Below are 20,939 nucleotides of genomic sequence, written 5' to 3'. Positions count from 1 at the left end.
CGTCCCTCCAAGCCCGCTGCAATCGCGCGAGCGCCAATTCCCGCCAAGACCTAAAGGCTGCCCGGCCTTGGTGCAACACGCGAATTCCGGATATGGGCCAAGCACTTCGCTTGTGGCCTGTCATGTCTGGCCATATATGTCAGGCGAACAATGGCCATGGAAAACTTCCAGTGCTGAAGAAGAACGATATCGGACCGCAGGCCTATCGCGACGCGATGGCCCATTTTGCCGGTCACGTCCATGTGGTTACCACCGATGGCCCCGCCGGCAAACGTGGCACGACGGTAATCGCGGCCTGTTCGGTATCGGACACGCCGCCGACCATTCTGGTCTGCCTCAATCGTGAAAATGCCAAGAATGAGCTGTTCGTGAAGAACGGCAGATTTGCGCTGAACACGCTGGCTTCGCACCAGGAGCCGCTGTCGATTGGATTCTCCGGCATGACCGGCCTGCCGGTCGAAGAGCGCTTCGCGCTCGGCGAATGGGACGTGATTTCCACCGGCGCGCCGACGCTGAAGGGCGCGCTCGCCGTGTTCGACTGCGAACTGATCGACACCAAGGACCTGGCCACCCATCGTGTGCTTTTTGGCAAGGTGACAGGCTTGCGCATGGGCGATAATTTGCGGCCGCTGATCTATCACGCGCGCGGCTACCACGTCCTGGAAAGTGGGGCAGCCGCACCCACGGAGAAGGAATGAGCGACTTGAAACCGCGCGCCGTGCCGCGGACGATCGACGAGACCCTCGATCTCCTGACCGGCGCGGACTATGTCGCGGACCGGTCTCTGGCAACGGTGCTTTTCCTCTCGCTGCGCATGCAACGGCCGCTTTTCCTCGAGGGTGAGGCCGGCGTCGGCAAGACCGAGATCGCCAAGGTGTTGGCGCATGCGCTTGGCCGCCGGCTGATCCGCCTGCAGTGCTATGAAGGGCTCGATGTCTCTTCGGCCGTCTATGAGTGGAATTACGCCGCGCAGATGATCGAAATCCGCATGGAGGAGGCCGCCGGCAAGGTCGACCGGTCCGCCATGGAGCGCAATGTGTTCTCCGAAAAGTACTTGATCCGCCGGCCGGTGCTCGATGCGCTGACCGGCAAGGCGGGTGCGGCCCCGGTTTTCCTGATCGACGAGCTCGACCGCACCGACGAAGCCTTCGAGGCCTTCCTGCTCGAAATCCTCTCCGACTTCCAGGTGACGGTGCCTGAACTCGGCACCATCAAGGCGGAAGAGCCGCCGATCGTCATCATCACCACCAACCGCACGCGCGAGATCCACGACGCGCTGAAGCGGCGCTGCCTCTATCACTGGGTCGACTATCCCAATGCGCAACGCGAGCTGGAGATCGTGCGCCGCAAGGTGCCTCGGGCCAACCAGCGGCTTTCGGCCGAGGTGGTCTCCTTCATCCAGAAGCTGCGCCAGATCGAGCTGTTCAAGGTACCGGGCGTCGCCGAGACCATCGACTGGGCCGGCGCGCTGACCGAGCTCGACAAGGTGGCGCTCGATCCGGAGACCGTGTCCGACACGATCGGCGTATTGCTGAAATACCAGGACGACATTGCTCGCATCGGCACGGGCGAGGGCCGGCGCATCCTCGATGAGGTCAAGGCCGAGCTCGCGGCGGCGGAGTAGCGGGATGCCGGCGCCGCGTCCCGACCCCAGAGAGGCGACGGCGGATGGCCGGATCGCCGACAAAATCGTCTATTTCGCCCGCACCTTGCGCAAGGCCGGTATGCGGGTCGGGCCGGCGTCGGTCAAGGATGCGATCGAGGCGGTGCTCGTCGCCGGCATCGGCTCGCGCGACGATTTCTACTGGACCCTGCACGCCGTGCTGGTTTCGCGGCAGGAGGATCATGCCGTCTTCGACGAAGCTTTCAGGCTGTTCTGGAAATCGCGCGAACTGATCGAGAAACTGCTGGCGATGTTCTCGCCGGTGGCGCCCGACACCAGGGAAAAACAGAAGCCGCGCGCGGCTGAGAACCGCGTCAGCCAGGCGATGTTCGAAGGTCATCAGAAAAACCGGCCGACACAGGAAATCCCGGAGATCGAGGTCGACGCCCGCTTCACTTTCTCCGGCAACGAACTGTTGCGGGGCAAGGATTTCGCGCAGATGAACGCAGCCGAAATGGCCGATGCCAGGAAGGCGATCGCGGCGTTGCGGCTGCCTGTGGACATGGTGCGGACCCGGCGCTTCAAGGCCGATGCGCATGGCCGCCGCATCGATCCGCGCGCCATGATGCGCGCAGCGGCACGTACCGGCGGCGAATTAATCCTGCCGAAATTCCGCTCGGTCCGCGAAGTCCACCCGCCATTGGTGGTGCTGGCCGACATTTCCGGTTCGATGAGCCAGTACACGCGCATCTTCCTGCATTTCCTGCATGCGCTGACGGAAAAGCGCCGGCGCGTGCATACCTTTGTCTTCGGCACGCGGCTGACCAACCTGACCCGGCAGATGCGCCACCGTGATCCCGATGCAGCGCTTGCCGATTGCTCGGCGGCGGTCAAGGATTGGTCGGGCGGCACGCGCATCGGCGATGCGTTGGCCGAGTTCAACCTTGTCTGGTCGCGGCGCGTGCTGGGGCAGGGCGCGGTGGCGCTTCTGATCACCGACGGGCTTGAGCGCGACGATGTTGTGGGCTTGTCGGAGGAGATGGAGCGGCTGCACAAATCCTGCCGACGGCTGATCTGGCTGAACCCATTGCTGCGTTTCGACGGTTTTCAGGCGCGCGCCCGGGGCGTCAAGGCGATGCTGCCGCATGTCGACGAATTCCGTTCGGTGCACAATCTCGACGCGCTCGCCGATCTCTGCGCCTCGCTGGACAAGAAATCGGCGCTTTCGGTCGATCCGCGCCGGTGGATGATGCTGGCGCGAGGCGCGCCGCATAGCCATATGTTTTCCCGGCGCCTTGGATAAACAAACCCTGAGAGAAGCAACAATGAGCGACAGTCTTTATCTCGATGAGGCCCGCGATCCTCTGATCATCGCGGAAGCCTGGATGAAGGAGGGCAAGGATGTCGCTATCGCGACCGTGGTCGAGACCTGGGGTTCGGCGCCGCGCCCGGTTGGCAGCCATCTCGTGATCGATGCCGATGGCAATTTCCACGGTTCGGTTTCAGGTGGCTGCGTCGAGGGCGCTGTCGTGACCGAGGCGGTCGACGTCATCGGCTCCGGCGAGGCGAGGATGCTGGAGTTCGGTGTAGCCGACGAGACCGCCTGGCAGGTCGGCCTGTCCTGTGGCGGCCGCATCAAGGTGTATGTGGAAAGATTAGGCTGATTTCCCAATGGATCCCTATGCGCTGAAAACCCTCAACGCCGAACGACGCGCCCGCCGCGCGGCGATCCTCGTCACCGATCTCGGTGATGGTCGCGATCGCATCGTGCGCGAGGGTGATCAGGTCGCCGGCGATCTTGGAGCGGCGATCGCCAAGGCGTTTCGCTCCGGCAATTCCGGTTCCGTCGAGGCGGAAGGGCGGACTTTCTTTCTCAACGCGCATCTGCCGCGGCCACGCCTGGTGGTGATCGGCGCCGTCCACATCAGCCAGGCTCTGGCGCCGATGGCCCGGATATCAGGCTATCCCCTGGAGATCATCGATCCGCGCACCGCCTTTGCCACATCGGACCGTTTCCCCGATGTCGCCTTGCATGCCGAATGGCCGGAAGACGTATTGAACCGCCAGCCGCTCGACGCTTACACCGCGCTCGCCGCCGTCACCCACGATCCGAAGATCGATGATTTCGCGCTGAAGGCGGCACTCGACGCCAATTGCTTCTATGTCGGGGCGCTTGGCAGCCGCAAGACGCATGCCAAGCGCGTCGAGCGCCTGCTGGCGCTGGGCGCGAGCGCCGACCGGATCGCGCGTATCCATGCGCCGATCGGGCTCGATATCGGGGCGGCAAGCCCGGCCGAGATCGCCGTCGCTATTCTCGCGCAGACCATCCTTGCCTTCCGCTCGCGCGGTCTGGATGCGAAGGGCGCGGCGGCGTGAAATTCGGTCCGATCCCGATAGAGGCGGCCGAGGGGGCGGTGCTTGCCCATGCCACCATCGCCGGCGAAAAGCGGTTCCGTAAGGCGCACAGGTTGAGCGCCGAAGACGTTTCCATGCTCAAGAAGGCGGGTATCACCCAGGTTGTCGCCGCCGTGCTGGCCCCAAACGATCTCGGCGAGGACGCCGCGGCGCAAAGAATTGCGCAGAGCATGATTTTTGGCGGCATCGAAGCGAGGCCCGCCGCTACCGGTCGGGTCAATCTCCACGCCAAGGCGGCCGGCATCTTCACGGTCAATGCCGCTGTCATCGACGCCATCAATGCCGTCGATCCCGCTATCACCGTTGCGACTCTGGCCCAGCATGCGCCGGTCGAAAAGGATCAGATGGTGGCGACGGTGAAGATCATCCCTTTCGCGGTCGCCTCGTCGCTGGTCGACGCCGTGATGAAGATCTGCGCCGGCGGCGAGGTCTTTGCCGTCAACCCCTATCGGCCGCTGCGTGTCGGCGTCATCCAGACGGTGCTGCCGGGCACCAAACCAACCGTGCTCGACAAGACGCTACGCGTCACCGAAGCCCGGCTGGCGCGCTCGGGCGGCAGGCTGACGGCGGAGCGCCGCACGCCGCATGAGATCGCCCCTGTCGCCGAGGCGGCCATCGCACTCGCGCACGACAACGACATGGTGGTGATCTTCGGCGCTTCCGCCATGAGCGATTTCGCCGATGTCGTTCCGGCGGCGATCGAGCGGGCCGGAGGGATCGTTGTCCGCGCCGGCATGCCGGTCGATCCCGGCAATCTGCTGGTGCTGGGCACGCTCGGCGGCAAGCGCGTCATCGGCGCGCCTGGCTGCGCCCGCAGCCCCAAGGAGAACGGCTTCGACTGGGTGCTCGACCGGTTGATTGCCGGCCTCGACGTCACGGCGGGCGACATCGCCGGCATGGGTGTCGGCGGCTTGCTGATGGAAATTCCGACACGGCCGCAGCCGCGCGAGCCGCTGCCGGTCAAAAGCCGGCTCAAGGTCGCCATCGTGCTTCTGGCCGCGGGTCGGTCGAGCCGCATGGGTGGGCCGAATAAGCTGATGGCGCTGTTCGACGGCCAGCCGCTGGTGCGCCGCACCGCCGAACGCGCTCTCGCCTCGAAGGCCTCGGGCACGGTGGTCGTCACCGGACATCAGCGCGAGCGGGTGCGCGCGGCATTGTCAGGCCTCGAAATCACCTTCGCCGACAATCCCGACTTTGCCGACGGCCTGTCCACGTCGCTCAAGGCCGGTATTGCCTGTCTGCCGCAAGACGTCGCCGGTGCAATGATCGTCCTTGGCGACATGCCGGGCGTGGCGCCCGGCGACCTCGACCGGCTGATCGATGCGTTCCGCGCGGCCGGCGGCAATTGCGTCGTTCGCGCCTCGCATGAAGGCAGGCGCGGCAATCCGGTGCTCCTGCCGCGTTCGTTGTTTTCGGCCGTCGCCCATCTCGAAGGCGATACCGGCGCGCGCCATCTGGTCGAGGCCGAGGGGCTCGATGTCATCGATGTCGAGATCGGCGAGGGCGCCTCCCTCGATGTCGACACTCGTGAGGCCCTCCAAGGCGCCGGCGGCGTGCTGCAGGATTGACAAAGCCGGCCTGAATTCCGCATGCCTCGGGAATGGCTTTTCGTGCTCTTTCCGCTTCTCATGCCTTTCTGGTCGCGACGTTTGCTCTTAGCGTTGCCGTCCATGCCAATTCGCTCGAACTAAAACCCTTCAAGGATGATCTTTTCGCCTATCCGGCGACGCTCTCATCCGACAGCAACGGCGCCTACACCGTCCTCGACTACCGGGAGATGCGCGACATCAACCAGCGTGACGAGGTGCCGGAAAAGCGCGTGCGCGCCCAGTACACCGACACCGGCGTGCGCAAGGTGCAGCAGGATCTGATGCTGAAGACGGATGCCGGCGATGTCAGGCATGTCGCGGTCGGCAAGACGCTAGGCGCCGCCGTCATCGTGCTCTATCTGCACGGCCAGGGCGGCAGCCGCAAGCAAGGCGTCGACGACTTCACCTTCGGTGGCAATTTCAACCGGCTCAAGAACCTGGTGGCCGGCAATGGCGGGCTCTATATCTCTCCGGATTTTCCAGATTTCGGCGACAAGGGTGCCGCACAGGTCGCGGCACTGATCGATCACTATGGGCAACAGTCCCCGGGCGCGAAAATCTTCGTCGCCTGCGGCTCGATGGGTGGGGCGCTGTGCTGGAAGCTTGCCGCACTCAACGACACGGGTCGGCGCATCGACGGGTTGCTGCTGCTTGGATCGCTATGGGACGAGAGCTTTCTTGCCAGTCCCGCCTTCAAGCGTCGCGTGCCGGTGTTCTTCGGCCAGGGCAGTCATGACGTGGTCTTTCCCGTGGCCAACCAGGAAGCGTTCTTCCGCTCCATCCTTGCCAAATCAAAGACCTATCCGACCCGCTTCGTCCGCTTCGAAACCGGCACACACGGCACGCCGATCCGCATGGTCGACTGGCGCGGCACGCTCAACTGGATGCTGTCGAAAGCGCCGTAAAGCCGACATGTGAACGCTCTATGGCGCGGTGTTGTAGTCGACAATCGTCTGCGGATTTTCCTCGCCGTCATAAGACGCGTCGACATCGTACTGGACCAGCGAAAAATCGCCGTTGCGGAAGAGATATGTCCCGGAGTCCGAGGCATCGCCGATACCGCGCCATTTGTTGAACGTGGTGATGGTGTGGGCGTTGGGGTCATAGTCTGAATTGGTGGCCCAACCCGTGGTCTGGAAGCCGATCACCGTCACGCTCAACAGCTTGCCGTTGCTGTCGTTGTTCTCGTATCGTATGTCTGTCTCCGGCTCGGCGAACTGCAATTGCCTGACACCGTCCACCTCATCGGTCATATAGTAGACCGAGCTTTCATTGTAGGCGGCGGCCGAGCAGGCGAAATGGAACAGGCGGGTTTCCCTGTCCGGATCGCCTGGCTGGGCATTTTTATCCTTGTATTTGATCGAAAAGACCTCCGGCTCATTGGCCAGACGGTCCTTGTCGCACTGGTCGCCATAGGTCGCCAGAAAAACCTTCTTGGCCTGCTCCAGCGCGGTATCCTTCTTCGGCGGCGGCGGACCGTCGCCGCAGCTTGGCGGCAACGCCTCGTCGAAATCCGCGGTGGAAGGTTTCAGCGCGCCTTTTTCGATGTGGATCGGATCGAAAGGCGGCGCTGCCTGGTTCTGCGCATTCACCTGGCGCAGCGTGTAGCAGCCGGCGAAAACCTTCGCCTCGCCTTGCTTGTCGGTTGCCTGGATGGCGACCGGGACGTTGTAATAGATGCTGCCCGCCGCGCCATCGTCCGAGACAGCGCCGGTCTTGACCTCCACCCTATCGGTTCCGTCATAGCCTTTGACGAACGCATCGAAATCCTTTGCCGGCTTTGTATCTCCGTAGTAGCCCCAGGCGCGGGCGAATTCGTGCCGGTTGATGGCGCTGTAGAGCGATCGCACGACCGCCTCGGCGCTGGAGCGATCATCGACATAGGGCGCTTCGGGCGTATCGGCGGCCAATGCCGCTTGGCTGGCAAGGGAGAGAAGGGCAGTCGCTGCGAGAAGGGCGCGTCTCATCGGGAATCTCCGCTCGATAACGAAGATTCTACCACGGCGATTGCGGCGACGTGGTGACGCGGCGTCGGTGACGCTTGAAGAATCGTGTTTGAAGGCGCACCTCCTGTGCGCCGGCGTTCGGCCGGACAGGAGATTTGACGTGACGATATCGATGTATGAGGCATCCGTGCCCGTTTTTTCAGCCAGGTTGAAAGCACTTTCCAGTGTGCTTGCGGCAGCAGAACAGAATGCCCTTGACCGCAAGATCGACCCGCAGGTGTTTTTGACGGCGCGGCTTGCGCCCGACATGTTCGCCTTGACCCGGCAAGTGCAGATCGCGACCGACCATGCCAAGGGCGCGCCTTCACGGCTGGCCGGCCGCGAAGTGCCGAAATACGAGGACAATGAGGCAAGCTTTGCCGACCTCGAAGCGAGGATCGCCAAGACCGTCGCCCTTCTGGCGACTTTTTCGGCCGCCGATATGGAGGGGTCGGACGACAGGATGATCGAGTTGAAGCTGGGAGGCCGGGAAACCACATTGGGCGGCATGCAGTACCTGCTGCATGTGGCCATGCCCAACTTCTATTTCCACCTCACCACCGCCTACGACATCCTTCGCCACAATGGCGTGCCGCTGGGCAAGGCGACCTTCCTGGGATCGCGTTGAGGCATGAGTTCGAGATGTCCCGGATCGATCCGGGGCATCTCGTGTAATGCATCCTAGCGGATGGACATTTCGCGGGCGATACGCGGGAAATCGGCGGGCTTGATGCCGATGTCGGCGCGCTCGGCATTGCTCATCGAATGAAGCAGCGCAAGGGCGGCGCGGTATTTCTGATGTTCCTGCGGGCGGGGCCGGGCGAACATTTCCGTGAAGAAACCCATGATTCAGGCTCCTGGTTGATCCTCCACGTCCGACAATATAGGCGAGTCGTGACAATTGTGCAGTGCAGCATTTGCATGCCTGCCATGCTCGTATGATTTTCATAAAATTTTTTTGCGGCCCCGTGAAACTCTTGCGCCGCGCCAATCGTAGGCTTCGATGCTGGCTCATGGCCAGTTTTTCCTCGCCACTCCTGGCGAATTTCCGGACTGCATGAAAATGCAGTCCGGCTTTTACCCGCGGCTCGGCCAGCGACACTCTGCAACGGGCAAATTCTCAAGACCGGTGGCATTTATTTTTAACGAGCCGGTTCTATGTTCAGGCCTTGGACAGTCCGAGCACGGGGAGGCTGATATCGTTACCGGCGCCAAGCGGGATTTCGCCTCGCTGCTCGACGACCTTTTCGTCGCCTCCGACAAGGGCGACGGCATTGAGGGCGAAGAGACCGGCGCGCGCCCATCCATTCCGTTCGATTATCTCTCGGTCGCCGACGAACTCCATTCGGGCCGCATCAAGGTGTCCGCCGCCGATTATCGCGAAGCAGGCGCCGATCTGGCGGCCGAGTTCGCCGCCTTGCTCGACCATGCAAAGCTGGCCCTGGCCGGCGAAGAGCCGAAGCCGGAAGAAAAGTTGCCGCCGATCGATCCTGAATCGATCGCGGTCGAACTGGGGCTGGATCCCTCCAAGAGCGTTGCCGATTTCGGTCGCATGCGGCGCAGCTTTGCTTTCACCAACCATCCAGACCGCGTTGCCCCGCATCTGCGCCAGCGCGCGATGATCCGCATGCAGGTTGCCAACATGCTGATCGACGAGGCCAAGCGCCGCGCCGTGGCCGCCGCACGCCGCTAATCGCGTCGGCTCACGCAAAAGTCGGCCAGGCGAGGCTTGGAGAGCGTCCCCGCTTTTCCTATAAGATGCCATTTCCTCCCCGCGCAGCCGCGCATGCTTTCCTCCGGAGCAGAATTCCATGCACAAACGCCGTCTCGGTCGGACCGATCTCCTTGTTACCCAGATTTGCCTTGGTTCGATGACCTGGGGTCAGCAGAACACCGAGGCCGAGGGCCATGCCCAGATGGACCTGGCCTTCTCGCGTGGCGTCAATTTCATCGACACCGCCGAACTCTATCCGATCCCGCCCAAGCAGGAGTCGCAGGGGCGAACCGAAAAGATTATCGGCAGCTGGATGAAGGCCAATGGCAATCGCGACAAGGTCATCCTTGCCTCCAAGGTCGTCGGCCGCACCGCCAACCGCTGGTTTCGCGGTGACCGGCCCTCGCAATTGGTGCGGGCCGATATCCTTGATGCCATCGACAAGTCGCTGGCCAAGCTCGGCACCGACTATCTCGACCTTTATCAAATTCATTGGCCGGAGCGGGACATCCCCTGGGGCGCCAACCCGACGCGCGTCGGGGCGGTAGCGCGTCGTGCCGATTCTGTCGGCGCTCCGGCGGCCGAGACGCCGATCGCCGAGACGCTTGCGGTATTCGATGAATTGGTGAAGGCGGGAAAGATCCGCCATTTCGGTCTCTCCAACGAGAGTTCCTGGGGCACGATGCGCTACCTCGCCGAAGCGGACAAGGGCATCGGTCCCCGCGTTGCGTCGATCCAGAACGCCTACAATCTCGTCAACCGCACCTTCGAGGTGAACCTTGCGGAGGTCTGCGAGCGCGAGGGGGTGTCTCTGCTTGCCTATTCTCCGCTGGCGCAGGGTTATCTGACCGGCAAATACGATCACGGCGCCCGCCCGCAGGGCTCGCGCTCGCAGTTGTTCAACCGCGGTCAGCGTTATGAGACGCCCAATGCCGCCGAAGTGCTGCGCGAATACAATGAGCTGGCGCGCTCTTTCGGCCTGGAGCCGGCGCTGTTTGCCAATGCCTATGTCTCGAGCCGGCCCTTCGTGACCTCCAACATCGTCGGCGCGACAACCGTGTCGCAGCTGGAAATGGCGCTGTCCTCGGTGGATGTCGTCTGGACCGAAGAGATGCAAAAGGCAGTGGATGCCATTCACCAGAGGGTCGGCAATCCCTGCCCGTGACCGGGCCGGGAAGCGGAATTGTCGAACAGCAGCAAAGGGGTGGAGACAATGGTGGATTTTTCGATCGAGGCCGTGCGTGGAAAATTCCCCGCTCTCTCGCTGACCGACAAAGGACGCCGGCGTATCTATCTCGACAACCCCGCCGGCACGCAGGTGCCGCAGGCCGTGGCCGATGCCGTGTCGCGCTGCCTTCTGACGACCAACGCCAATCTGGGCGGCTATTTTGAAACGACGATCGCAGCGCAAGCCGTCGTCGACGAGGCGCACCAGGCGATGGCCGATTTCCTCGGCGCGGCGAGCCCTCGGGAAATCATCATCGGCGCCAACATGACGACGCTGACCTATCACATGTCGCGCACGCTCGGCCGCACGCTGAAGCCGGGCGACGAGATCATCCTCACCCGCATGGACCATGAGGGCAATGTGTCGCCCTGGCTGCAACTGGCCGAGGATCTCGGCCTCGTCGTGCGCTGGCTGCCATTCGACGAAAAGAGCTGGCAGGTCGAGGAGGTGACCCTGGCGGGTCTGTTGTCCAGCAAGACACGGCTGGTGGCGCTGAACTACGCCAGCAATCTCACCGGTTCGATCAATCGGGTCAAGTCATTGACTCACCTGGCAAAAAAGGCCGGCGCGCTGGTCTATGTCGATGCCGTGCAATTCGCGCCGCATGGCCTGATCGACGTGCAGGAGCTCGGCTGCGATTTCCTGATCTGCTCGGCCTACAAATTCTTCGGTCCGCATATGGGCATTTTGTGGGGGCGCGGCGATGTCATTGAGGTTCTGAAAGCCTATAAATGCCGCTGTTCCTCGAACGGCCTGCCTGAGCGGTTCGAACTCGGCACGCCGCAGATCGAGTTGATGGCCGGGCTCACGGCGGCGGTCGACTATTTTGCCGACATCGGTGCCTCGGCCGGCGAGGGCGGGCCGAGACGGCGCAGGATCGCCAAGGCGTTCGAAGTCTCCATCGCCTACGAAAACCCGCTGGCGCAAAGGCTGATCGATGGCCTCTTCGACATTTCAGGCCTGACGATCCATGGCATCACCGATCCGAAACGGCTCGGCGATCGTGTGCCGACGGTCTCCTTCACCGTGGACGGCATCGTGCCGGAGACGATCGTGCGGCAGATGAACGCCGAAAACATCTTCCTGTGGTCGGGCCACAACTATGCCTGGGAGATCGTCCACCAGCTCGGCATTCCGGCCGAGCAAGGCGTCGTGCGCATCGGTATCGCGCATTACAACACGGCGGCCGAGATCGACGAGACGCTGGAAAGCGTGCACCGGGTGATCGCCATGCTCAGGCAGCAACGATCCTGACGCGGGCTTGAACGCTCACCGTGCCTTGCCGCCAAAACCGGTGAGGAAGGCGGTGAGATTGTCGCCGAGTTCGTCGCAGAGATAGCCGCCTTCCTGGACGATGACCGTCGGCAGGCTGAGCCCGGCGATCGCTTCGCCGATGCGCGAAAAGCCCGGCGTCGTCACCGAAAGCCCGCCGAACGGATCGCCTTCGAAGGCATCGAGGCCGAGCGCCACGACCAGCGCGTCAGGCGAGAAGGCGTGGATGCGCTGGAACGCCACGCCAAGCGCTTCCAGAAACGCCGCGTCGGCGGATTTGCGCGGCAGTGGCAGGTTGAAATTGTAGCCAAGGCCGGGGCCTTCGCCGCGCTCGTCGGCATGGCCCCAGAAGAATGGATAGAAGCGCACCGGATCGGCATGCAGCGAGACGGTCAGCACATCGGGGCGGGCGTAGAAAATGCCTTGCGTGCCGTTGCCGTGATGCAGGTCGATATCGAGGATCGCCACGCGCGCCGCCTGTTTACGCAGCACTTGCGTCGCGACGGCCGAATTGTTGATGAAGCAGAAGCCGCCGGCCACGTCGGCGAAGGCGTGATGGCCGGGCGGGCGGCACAGCGCATAGGCGGCGGGAGCGCCCGCCATCACCGTCTCCGCTGCCTCGACGGCGCTCCAGGCGCTCCACAGCGCGCTTTGCCATGTTTCGCCGGAGATCGGGCACGCCGTATCGGCCATGTGGTAGCCGGCCTGACCGACAGCCGAGGCCGGATAGGAACCGCCGCGCGCGATCGGGTGGATGTTGGGGATGACCTCGGCGGAAGCGCCATCGATGCGCTGCCAGCGCTCGAAAATATGTTCGAGGAAGTCGAGATATTCGGGCGTGTGCACGGCGGCAACTGGGCCAAGTCCATGATTCCGGGGCTTTTCGACGATGCAACCGGCAGATATTGCGCCGGCTAACAATCTCTCGACGCGTTCCGGTTTTTCAGGATTGGGTTGCGCGGCGCCGCTGGACAGAAATGCCTTGGGGTCGTGGCGCTTCTGCTCCTGCGCATAAAAGGCTTTCATTGCGGCTCCCTATTTTCCGGTGCATCGGCGAAGGCGAAAAAGGCCTCGCCAATGATTTTCTGCGTCTGCTCGTAGCTCGACCAGGCAATGCCCAACCTCTCGTAAAAAGCCTTGGCGCCCTCATTGTCGGTGTCGACGGACAGCCTCAGATACACGCCGCCATCCCTGCGGCACTCCGCGGCCACGCGCCGCAGCAGGCGTTCGCCGATTTTACGGCCGCGAAACCGGTCTTCGACATACAGATCCTGCACATAGACGCCGGGCCGCCCTATCCAGGTCGAGAAGATCGGGAAATGCAGGCAAAGTCCGGCGAATTCGCCACCGACTTCGGCGACCAGGGTCGAGAAGGCGGGCTTTTCGCCAAAGCCGTAGCGGCGGAGATCGTCCGCTGTCGATATGATCTCCTCGGGCGCGCCGATATGGCTGCCCAGCTTCAGGATCGCGGCGTGGATGATTTCGACGTCATCGATGGTGCCGGGGCGGAGGAGGACATCATTGGAGGCTGGATTGGTCACGGTCTTGCCTCAGAAAGCCACCCGGTCGCCGCCCTTGAGCGCCAGCATGTCGCGCGCTTCCGCCGGTGTGGCAACCTCCAGCGACAGCCCATCGAGAATGCCACGGATGCGGCGTACCTGATCGGCGTTGGATTTCGCCAATTGGCGGCCATCGTAGAGGCTGTCCTCCAGCCCGACACGGACATTGCCGCCCATCGCGGCGGCGATCGAGATCAGCGGCATCTGGTTGCGCCCGGCGGCGAGCACCGAGAACTGATAGCTGTCGCCGAACAATTTGTCGGCGATGCGCTTCATGTGGATGAGATTGTCCGGGTCGGCGCCGATGCCGCCCAGGATACCCAGCACGAACTGGATGAACAGGGGGCCTGACACCAGCCCCCGGTCGCGGAAATGCGCCAGCGAATAGAGGTGGCCGACATCGTAGCATTCGAATTCGAAGCGCGTGCCGCAGCCCTTGCCCAGCCGCTCGATCACGCCTTCCATGTCGGCGAAGGTGTTCTTGAAGATGGTGTCGCGCGTGGCTTCGAGCAGCTTCGGTTCCCATTCGTGTTGCCATTCCCTAGGCTTGTCGAGCATTGGGAAGAGCGCGAAATTCATCGAGCCCATGTTGAGCGAGCACATTTCCGGCTCCGCCCTGAGTGGTGCCGCCAGCCGCTGGTCGAGCGTCATCAAAGAGGAGCCGCCGGTGGTGATGTTGATCACCGCGTCGGTTGCCTGCTTGATGCGCGGCAGGAATTGCATGAACACTTCGGGATCGGCGGTCGGGCGGCCATCCCTGGGGTCGCGTGCATGAAGATGCAGGATCGAGGCGCCGGCTTCGGCCGCCGCGATCGCGTCGGCCGCGATCTGGTCCGGCGTCACCGGCAGATAGGACGACATGGATGGCGTGTGCACCGAACCAGTGACGGCGCAGGTGATGATGACTTTTCGCGGCGCCATTTTTTACCCCCGGCCTTCGATCGGCAGGTCTAATTCGCCGGCCAGGACTTCGAGCGAGTCGCCGATGATGGAGATGATCTCGCCGACCTGCTCGCTGGTGACGATCATCGGCGGCGCCACCATGAAATTGTCGCCGTCGACGCCGCCCTTGACCCTGCGGCCATAGATGATGAGCCCGCGCTCATAGGCGAGGTCGAGCAGGCGTTGCGTCGCTTTCTTGGGCTGGTCAATGGGCTTTAGCGTATCCGGATCGGCAACCATCTCGGCGCCGGTGAGCAAACCCTTGCCGCGCACGTCGGCGATGAACGGAAACCGTTTCGCAAGTGCCTTCAGCCCGTCCATCAGCACGTCGCCCATGGCGGCCGCATTGGCGATCAGGTCGAGCCGGTCCATTTCGCCGAGCACCGCCAGGCCGGCGGCGCAGGCAAGCGGATTGCCGGCATAGGTGTGGCCATGCTGGAAGCCGCCGGAAGCAAGCAGCGGCTCGACCAGCCGCATCGGTGCTGCCAGCGCGCCAAGCGGCGCGTAGCCCGATCCCAGCCCTTTCGACAGCGCGACGATGTCCGGCTTGCAGTTCCAGTGGTCGCCACCGAGGAATTTTCCGGTGCGGCCGGCGCCGCTCATCACTTCGTCATGGATCAAAAGGATGCCGTAGCGGTCGCAGATCTCGCGGATGCGCGCGTAATAGCTGTCGGGCGCCACCAGCGCGGCGGTTGCCGCGCCGCCGATCGGCTCCATGATGAAGGCGACGACGCTTTCGGGACCTTCGGCGAGGATCTTTTCCTCCAGCATGTCGGCATAACGGACGCCGCGCTGCTCCATCGAGAGATTGTCGCGGTCGCGCCAGGCGGTCGGTGCCGGCACGGTCGGCATCACCCGCATCATCGGCGTGAAACTCTCGGCCAGCGCATCGTCGCCGGTGATCGAAAGCGAACCCAGCGTGCCGCCATGATAGGAGGGAAAGCGGGTGATGACCTTCCAACGGCTGGCCTGGCCGGTGGCGACGGCCCATTGCCGGGCCAGCTTGATGCAGGATTCCGTCGCCTCCGAGCCGCCGGAGACGAAGAAGATGCGGTCCATGCCTTCCGGCAGCTTGCCGGCAAGTTCTCGCGCCAGTTCTTCCGCCGGTTCGTTCTCGAAATGCAGCCGGTAGGCGAAGGTGGCGCGGTCCATCTGCCGCTTCATCGCGTCGAGCACATTGCGGTTGGAATGGCCGATATTGGCGACCATCGGGCCGCTCGACCCGTCGATGAAACGGCGGCCGTCCTGTGTCCACATATAGATGCCTTCGGCGCGATCGATCAGCGGCCGGCGCAGGCTTGAGAGGTAGAAGAGATGCGATTGGCGCCGGGCTTCGGCATCATGAGGGGCGGTCTGGACTTTCGACATGTCAGGACTTTCCGAGATAGCGATCGAGGACATTCTGGGTAACCCGTTCGACCATCGGGTCTTGTCTTAGCAGGCCGGCGACCCATTCGCAGCTTCCGGCGTGGAACACCTCACCCTTGCCGCGCGGGAAATTGACGATCATGCCATTGCCGCGCTTGACCTTTTCGAGATTGGCGTCGCTTGCGTCGCCGAACAGCGTCTCGGCGGTGAAGCGGCCATCCTCGTCGGTGAGGAACTGGTCCTCGATCGGGATGTCGGCGCTTTCCTCGACCTGGGAGGCCATGCCGACGGCGAGAACTTGCAGCCCGTCGGGCGCGCCGCTGCCAGACGTAGGGTAGGGCAGGCCGCCACGGATTTCGAAATCGAGCCCATCGACCTCGTAACCGTAGACATGGCTGTCGGCGCCGAGCAGGTCGCCATAATAGATGCCGGTTCCGGCAAAAGCCCAGTGCTCGGGCCGATAGACCGGAAAGCCGCGCACGCCGCGCGGCGCGCAGCCGCCCCAGCCTGCATAGACGCCGCGTGTGGCGTTGAGCCCGAAGGTGGCCGACCCCGGCCGGCCGATCTCCGGCGCTTCCCAGGAATTGGTGGCGCGCCTCACGTCGCCCGCCTGATAGACCTGGTCTTCGGCGCGGGCACGATATTTGTAGCAGACCTGCCGGCGCCCCTCGTCCTCCAACCGCGTCTGCCACATGAAATTGCCGGCGAAGCGCGCCGCGTGGCCGCCGCGCTCGACATAGTCGTCGACGGCGTCGCGCATTTCCCAGGTCCAGTATTCGTCATGGCCGACGAAGACCGCGCAGTCGTAGCCGTCGAGAATCTCGGGCGAGAAATGCAGGTCGTGCTGGCTGGCGAGGTCGACTTCGTAGCCGGCGCGTTCGGCAAAGCGGAAGAAGTGGCTGTCGTAACTCGCCCAGCCCGACGAGGCGTATTTCTTCGAATGGCCGGTGGCGAGCGCCCATTCCATGTGCGGATAGCGCGGCACCGTCTTCGGCGGCACCGCGACCTCCAACGGCACGCGCGGCGCATCGCCGGGCAGCACGACGAAGCCACGGCACCAGGGGCGCTGCGTCGACACGATGGGCGAGTACTGGTCGCGATCAGGCCCGGTAATGCCCTGATAATGGTTGGAGCCGCCCCAGGTGTTGTAGGCAAGCCAGGTGCCCGTCGCCGCCACCTGAAGCACACGGCCAGGCTTTTTGCCCGGTTGGGGAGAGACGATAAAGATGTGGTGACTTTGGATCGGCTTCCCGTCGCGCCCGTCGGCGATCAGAGTCACGCGATAGGCGCCGGACGGCCAGTCATTTTCTACACGGAATTCAAAGGAGGCTCCCCAGCCGCAGCCTTCGGCCGAGCACTGGTCCGGACTGTCCTGCCAGCGCGATGCGATATCAGATTTCTCGAACACTTTCGTCGAGGTGCCGCCGTCGCGGACGATCGTCATGCCGAAGGACGGAGCGGTCGAACTGACATGCAGCGTCACCGTCTCGCCGGCGCGATACGAAAACCGGTCGCTGTAGCACCAGATCTCGCCGCGCTCCCCATCCATGCCTGGCCACTCGTAATAATGCCCGCGCACCGCGTGGCGGCGCTGCTCCGCCGTCAGTCCGAAATCGGGAAATTCGCTCGGAAGATTGATCATGAAGCCCTGGCCCATCGGAGGCGCCATTTCGACGATCCGCCCGCCAGGCGTCAAATGGAAACGATCATGCCAGCATTCGTTAGCCGAGCCCTTGGCCCTGCTGCACAAACCGACTATCTCAGAGGACGGCGGCGGTTCCGCCACGAGGATTGGCATGCTCAGGGTGCAAAAGGTCAAGGTCGACGACATCTACGTGCCCACCGCGCGCAAGAAGACACTGCACCCCGAGACCGTCCGGCATCTGGCCGAGGACATATTGGAGAACGGCTTGAAGACGCCGATCCAGGTCCGTCACGATGGCAAGCGCCATATCCTCGTCGAGGGCCTGCATCGGCTCGAAGCCGCAAAGTGGCTCGGCGAGACCGAGATCGACGCCTATCTGGTGCAAGCCAAGCGCCACTGACGCAGGCCCCGTTCGCGGTTTCCTCCCAGCTTCCGTTTCCAGAATTTTTCGCGGGCGGTGTCGGTTTGCGTTGCGTCGGCTCGTCCTTGGGGCGGAAGCCAGATCAAACCAAGGAGACCGCCGTGGCCACCAAGCTCGACATCGCCCCCGCCGACGACCGCGAACTGGTTCTCGCACGCATCATCAATGCGCCGCGCGAGAGCGTCTATCGCTGCTGGACCGACCAGAACCTGATCACGCAATGGTTTTCGCCAAAGCCGTGGACGACGCCGCGTGCCCAGATGGATGTGCGTACCGGCGGATCGACCCTTGTCGTCATGGCCGACCCGGACGGCAACGAATACCCCAACCCCGGCGTTTTCCTGGAAGTCATTCCCGGCGAGAAGATTGTCCTTACCGATGCCTATACAAAGGCGTGGGTGCCATCGGAAAAACCCTTCATGACAGTCGTACTGACCTTCGAGGGCGAGGGCGAGGGCAGGACCCGTTACGTCGCGCGTGTCCGGCACTGGAGCGTCGCCGATCGGGAACAGCACGAGGCGATGGGTTTTGACGCGGGTTGGGGGCAGTGCACCGACCAGCTCGAAGACCTCGCCAAGACGCTCTGACATCGGCTGGCCAGGAGGAGATCGACATGTCCAAAACCCTGTTTTTCGCCATTCTTGCCTCGGTCGCGGCGTTTCTCGCTTGCCCGGGCACCATTAATGCAGAGGAGACAAACCAAGCCATGACGACCGAACCTAAAACGCTGCCGAAGCCGCAAAAGTCCGGCCTGCTGCCGATCAACGGCGTGAATTACTATTACGCCGTCTATGGCAAGGGTGAGCCGTTGCTTCTGCTGCATGGCGGCCTCGGCTCCATCGATATGTTCGCGCCGATCCTGCCCAAGCTTGCCGAAAACCGCACCGTCATCGGCGTCGACCTGCAGGGGCATGGCCGCACCGCGCTGGGTGAGCGGCCGTTCAGCCTGGAGGCGATCGGCGACGACATGGCTGGTATCGTCAAGGCGCTCGGCCATGACAAGGTCGACGTCATGGGCTATTCGCTGGGCGGCGGCGTTGCTTTCCGCATGGCGGTCCAGCATCCCGAGGCGGTGCGCCGGCTGGTCCTGGTCTCAACCGGCTATGCCGCCGACGGCTTCTATGACGAGATGCGCCCGCAGCAGGCTCAGGTGAGTGCCGCCGCCGCTCCGTTCATGAAAGACACGCCGATGTACAAATCCTACGTCGCGGTCGCGCCCCATCCCGACGAGTTCCCGAAACTGCTCGACGCGCTCGGCAATTTCATGCGCCAGGATTACGATTTCTCCGCCGATGTTCCCAAGCTGAAGATGCCGGTCATGCTCGCCTATGGCGACAGCGACATGTACAAGCCCGAGCACGAGATCAAGTTCTACCAGATGCTCGGCGGCGGGCTGAAAGATGCCGGCTGGATGCGCGAGAACCTGTCACAGAACCGCCTGGCCATCCTGCCCAACCGCACCCACTACGACGTCTTCTTCGCTCCGGAACTGACGGCCGCCGCCCTGCCGTTCCTCGACGGCCAGACCAGGGTGAAAAGCTGGGACGAGGTGGTCGGCGAAGCCGAATGACCCCTACCATCTCCGCCGGCCGTCTCCGGCGAGATGGCCGGCGTCTTGTCCAGGAAGCTCTTCCTTACGAGGCGAGGGTGCGGCGCGGCTGCCTCAGATGCTTGATGCCGCTCATCTCGACGAAGTTCGTCGCCGACTCCCAGAGATAGTCGCCATAGAGAAACGGCTCGAAGGGTTCGGCGCCGCCCAGTGGCAGGGGCGAGATCTCCGCGTCGACGCGCGGCTCGTAGAAGAACGGTATCGAGAATCGCACCGTTTTCGGCGCAATCACCCGGTGCCGCGTCGCCCGTACACGGCCGCAGGTCCAGCGCTCAAGCAGCTGACCGAAATTGACCGCCAGCGTGCCATTGGCTGGCGGCACGTCGATCCATTGGCCGGCAAGGGTCTTTGCCTGCAAGCCCTCGACGCCGTCTTGCGCCAGCAAGGTGACGAAGCCTGAATCGGCATGTTCGCGGCCGATGATGGTGCGCGTCTCGCCCTTGTGGATCACCGAAAACTCCGGCCCGCTTGTGTCGACCCCGGCATTGGCGTCGCGCAAGGGATAGCGGATCAGGCGCAGCGTCGAGATGCCACCAGCGAAATAGGCATCGAAGATTGTTTCAGGCAGGCCAAGCCCGCGTGCGATCGACCGCATCAGCATGGTGCCGACCGTCTCCATCGCGCGATAGTAGTCGGCCGCGGCGTTGCGCCAGCCGGGCAGGGCATTTTCGGCGGGCAATGGTGTCGGCTCGCACAAGGGATCGTCGGAAGCCGAGACTCGCGCCGCATCGGCAATGTCCGGCCCCATGTCGATGCCTTCCTTGTAGGAAACGGCTTGCGGCTGCAGCGGAAACCAGCCGCGGTAGAAATTCTTCTTCGTGCGATCGAAATTCCAGCGCAGCAATTCCTGCTTGCCGGCATCGGGAAGCGCGAAGATGCGCAGCAATCGCGCGCGCTTGTCCGGCGTCAGCCAGTCATCGCCGGGAAAATCCCGGACCGCCATGAAGCCGATGCCGGACGCGGCGGCCATGATCCTGGCGTCGGCGCGGTCGCGGGCGGGCGAGGGCGGCCCGAACAGGTCCGCAATGCCGATCGTTTCGATGTCCGATGTCATGACGGTCCTGCCCACATCACGATAATCGATGACCTTGTATCAAAGCTTTTCAATTGACCCAATCGGCCTCGCCGCTACCCTTGCCGCCAATTCACTCCACCAACGGATCAGGCGATGGCAAAATACGACGGCGGGTGCCTGTGCAAGGCGGTGCGCTACCGCACCGACGCCGATCCCATCAACGAGCGCATTTGTCACTGCCGGCTCTGCCAGAAGGCGATCGGCGCGGCCTTCAATGCGCGCGTTCTGTTCCGCATCGACGATGTGACGATCGAGGGACCGCTTGCCACGGTCAACACCTCGCCCGATCTCAAGCGGGGGTTTTGCCCAAGTTGCGGGACGACGATGTTTTCGCGGCGCGATTCCGCCGGCATCATCGGCGTGACCACCGGTTCGCTGGACGACCCGTCGTTCTTCAGGCCACAGATGCATATGTGGACCGCCTCGAAACAGCCCTGGGTACTGCTTGACGACGGCCTGCCGCAATATGAAGGCGCTCCGCCAGCCTAGCTCTCCTCCTTCCCGTCAATGGAGA

The 20,939-nt window shown here is 63.3% G+C and carries 23 protein-coding genes; 15 read left to right on the top strand and 8 right to left on the bottom strand.

Features of this window, described 5'->3' with window-relative positions; all coding sequences use genetic code 11:
- Positions 1-170: 170 nt before the first annotated feature.
- From FJ948_RS18025 to FJ948_RS17995, 7 genes are read left to right on the top strand one after another with little or no spacing between them, the layout of a single operon-like run.
- The gene (locus FJ948_RS18025) at positions 171-698 is read left to right on the top strand and encodes a flavin reductase (protein WP_140706701.1); all 528 of its coding nucleotides are present in this window, start codon (positions 171-173) and stop codon (positions 696-698) included.
- Positions 695-1,624: a MoxR family ATPase gene (locus FJ948_RS18020; RefSeq protein ID WP_140706699.1), complete on the top strand. Its 930-nt coding sequence runs from the start codon at positions 695-697 to the stop codon at positions 1,622-1,624. The genes FJ948_RS18025 and FJ948_RS18020 overlap by 4 nt, the downstream gene beginning before the upstream one ends.
- 4 nt (positions 1,625-1,628) lie before the next feature.
- On the top strand, positions 1,629-2,906 hold the full coding sequence (locus tag FJ948_RS18015; protein WP_140706697.1) for a VWA domain-containing protein: 1,278 nt from the start codon (positions 1,629-1,631) through the stop codon (positions 2,904-2,906).
- A 22-nt stretch (positions 2,907-2,928) separates the two neighbouring features.
- A complete protein-coding gene (locus FJ948_RS18010; protein ID WP_140706695.1) occupies positions 2,929-3,267 on the top strand; it encodes an XdhC family protein in 339 nt (112 codons plus the stop codon).
- Between the two features lie 7 nt (positions 3,268-3,274).
- Positions 3,275-3,979 (top strand): XdhC family protein, encoded by a 705-nt coding sequence (locus FJ948_RS18005; RefSeq protein ID WP_140706693.1) that lies wholly within the window; start codon positions 3,275-3,277, stop codon positions 3,977-3,979.
- Positions 3,976-5,586 (top strand): molybdopterin-binding/glycosyltransferase family 2 protein, encoded by a 1,611-nt coding sequence (locus FJ948_RS18000; protein ID WP_140706691.1) that lies wholly within the window; start codon positions 3,976-3,978, stop codon positions 5,584-5,586. Before FJ948_RS18005 ends, FJ948_RS18000 begins: the two co-directional genes overlap by 4 nt.
- A gap of 32 nt (positions 5,587-5,618) precedes the next feature.
- Entirely contained in the window at positions 5,619-6,512 is an 894-nt protein-coding gene (locus tag FJ948_RS17995) for an alpha/beta hydrolase (RefSeq protein ID WP_181173709.1), read from the top strand.
- 18 nt (positions 6,513-6,530) lie between these two features.
- Here FJ948_RS17995 and FJ948_RS17990 read toward each other — a convergent pair whose 3' ends face one another.
- A complete protein-coding gene (locus FJ948_RS17990) occupies positions 6,531-7,574 on the bottom strand; it encodes a DUF1176 domain-containing protein (RefSeq protein ID WP_140706689.1) in 1,044 nt (347 codons plus the stop codon).
- A 139-nt stretch (positions 7,575-7,713) separates the two neighbouring features.
- On the opposite strand from FJ948_RS17990, the gene FJ948_RS17985 reads away from it, so the two are divergent.
- A complete protein-coding gene (locus tag FJ948_RS17985) occupies positions 7,714-8,220 on the top strand; it encodes a DUF1993 family protein (RefSeq protein WP_140706687.1) in 507 nt (168 codons plus the stop codon).
- Positions 8,221-8,273: 53 nt separating this feature from the next.
- Here FJ948_RS17985 and FJ948_RS17980 read toward each other — a convergent pair whose 3' ends face one another.
- The gene (locus tag FJ948_RS17980) at positions 8,274-8,438 is read right to left on the bottom strand and encodes a hypothetical protein (protein ID WP_140706685.1); all 165 of its coding nucleotides are present in this window, start codon (positions 8,436-8,438) and stop codon (positions 8,274-8,276) included.
- 385 nt (positions 8,439-8,823) lie between these two features.
- Between FJ948_RS17980 and FJ948_RS17975 the strand changes: the two genes are divergently transcribed.
- From FJ948_RS17975 to FJ948_RS17965, 3 genes are all read left to right on the top strand, one after another.
- On the top strand, positions 8,824-9,285 hold the full coding sequence (locus FJ948_RS17975; RefSeq protein WP_140707287.1) for a hypothetical protein: 462 nt from the start codon (positions 8,824-8,826) through the stop codon (positions 9,283-9,285).
- A 118-nt stretch (positions 9,286-9,403) separates the two neighbouring features.
- Positions 9,404-10,471 carry an aldo/keto reductase gene (locus FJ948_RS17970; RefSeq protein WP_140706683.1) on the top strand — a complete coding sequence of 356 codons (1,068 nt, stop codon included), beginning with the start codon at positions 9,404-9,406 and terminating at the stop codon, positions 10,469-10,471.
- Positions 10,472-10,519: 48 nt separating this feature from the next.
- Entirely contained in the window at positions 10,520-11,788 is a 1,269-nt protein-coding gene (locus FJ948_RS17965; protein ID WP_181173708.1) for a cysteine desulfurase-like protein, read from the top strand.
- 15 nt (positions 11,789-11,803) lie between these two features.
- On the opposite strand, the gene FJ948_RS17960 is transcribed toward FJ948_RS17965, so the two are convergent.
- Genes FJ948_RS17960 through FJ948_RS17940 form a run of 5 tightly spaced genes read right to left on the bottom strand, consistent with a single transcriptional unit; the run spans position 11,804 to position 17,317 of the window.
- Positions 11,804-12,832, bottom strand: a complete 1,029-nt coding sequence (locus FJ948_RS17960) for a histone deacetylase family protein (RefSeq protein WP_140706681.1) — start codon at positions 12,830-12,832, stop codon at positions 11,804-11,806.
- A complete protein-coding gene (locus tag FJ948_RS17955) occupies positions 12,829-13,347 on the bottom strand; it encodes a GNAT family N-acetyltransferase (protein ID WP_140706679.1) in 519 nt (172 codons plus the stop codon). Before FJ948_RS17955 ends, FJ948_RS17960 begins: the two co-directional genes overlap by 4 nt.
- A gap of 9 nt (positions 13,348-13,356) precedes the next feature.
- Positions 13,357-14,286 carry a 3-keto-5-aminohexanoate cleavage protein gene (locus tag FJ948_RS17950; RefSeq protein ID WP_140706677.1) on the bottom strand — a complete coding sequence of 310 codons (930 nt, stop codon included), beginning with the start codon at positions 14,284-14,286 and terminating at the stop codon, positions 13,357-13,359.
- A gap of 3 nt (positions 14,287-14,289) precedes the next feature.
- Complete coding sequence (locus FJ948_RS17945) at positions 14,290-15,675, bottom strand: aspartate aminotransferase family protein (protein WP_140706675.1); 1,386 nt, start codon at positions 15,673-15,675, stop codon at positions 14,290-14,292.
- A 1-nt stretch (position 15,676) separates the two neighbouring features.
- Positions 15,677-17,317, bottom strand: a complete 1,641-nt coding sequence (locus tag FJ948_RS17940; protein ID WP_181173724.1) for a N,N-dimethylformamidase beta subunit family domain-containing protein — start codon at positions 17,315-17,317, stop codon at positions 15,677-15,679.
- A 154-nt stretch (positions 17,318-17,471) separates the two neighbouring features.
- On the opposite strand from FJ948_RS17940, the gene FJ948_RS17935 reads away from it, so the two are divergent.
- The 3 genes from FJ948_RS17935 to FJ948_RS17925 all read left to right on the top strand — a co-directional run bounded on the left by FJ948_RS17935 (position 17,472) and on the right by FJ948_RS17925 (position 19,311).
- Positions 17,472-17,720, top strand: coding sequence for a ParB N-terminal domain-containing protein (locus FJ948_RS17935; protein ID WP_140706673.1), 249 nt, complete (start codon positions 17,472-17,474; stop codon positions 17,718-17,720).
- Positions 17,721-17,842: 122 nt separating this feature from the next.
- Positions 17,843-18,328: an SRPBCC family protein gene (locus FJ948_RS17930; protein ID WP_181173707.1), complete on the top strand. Its 486-nt coding sequence runs from the start codon at positions 17,843-17,845 to the stop codon at positions 18,326-18,328.
- A gap of 26 nt (positions 18,329-18,354) precedes the next feature.
- Positions 18,355-19,311: an alpha/beta hydrolase gene (locus tag FJ948_RS17925; RefSeq protein WP_140706671.1), complete on the top strand. Its 957-nt coding sequence runs from the start codon at positions 18,355-18,357 to the stop codon at positions 19,309-19,311.
- A 64-nt stretch (positions 19,312-19,375) separates the two neighbouring features.
- Here FJ948_RS17925 and FJ948_RS17920 read toward each other — a convergent pair whose 3' ends face one another.
- Positions 19,376-20,404 carry a 2OG-Fe(II) oxygenase family protein gene (locus FJ948_RS17920; RefSeq protein WP_140706669.1) on the bottom strand — a complete coding sequence of 343 codons (1,029 nt, stop codon included), beginning with the start codon at positions 20,402-20,404 and terminating at the stop codon, positions 19,376-19,378.
- A 114-nt stretch (positions 20,405-20,518) separates the two neighbouring features.
- Here FJ948_RS17920 and FJ948_RS17915 point away from each other — a divergent pair, with 114 nt between their 5' ends.
- Positions 20,519-20,914: a GFA family protein gene (locus tag FJ948_RS17915; RefSeq protein WP_140706667.1), complete on the top strand. Its 396-nt coding sequence runs from the start codon at positions 20,519-20,521 to the stop codon at positions 20,912-20,914.
- The last annotated feature ends 25 nt before the right edge of the window (positions 20,915-20,939 follow it).

Source organism: Mesorhizobium sp. B2-3-12 (assembly GCF_006442205.1).
In the GTDB taxonomy this organism is placed as follows: domain Bacteria; phylum Pseudomonadota; class Alphaproteobacteria; order Rhizobiales; family Rhizobiaceae; genus Mesorhizobium.
This window is presented reverse-complemented; position numbering and strand designations above follow the sequence as displayed.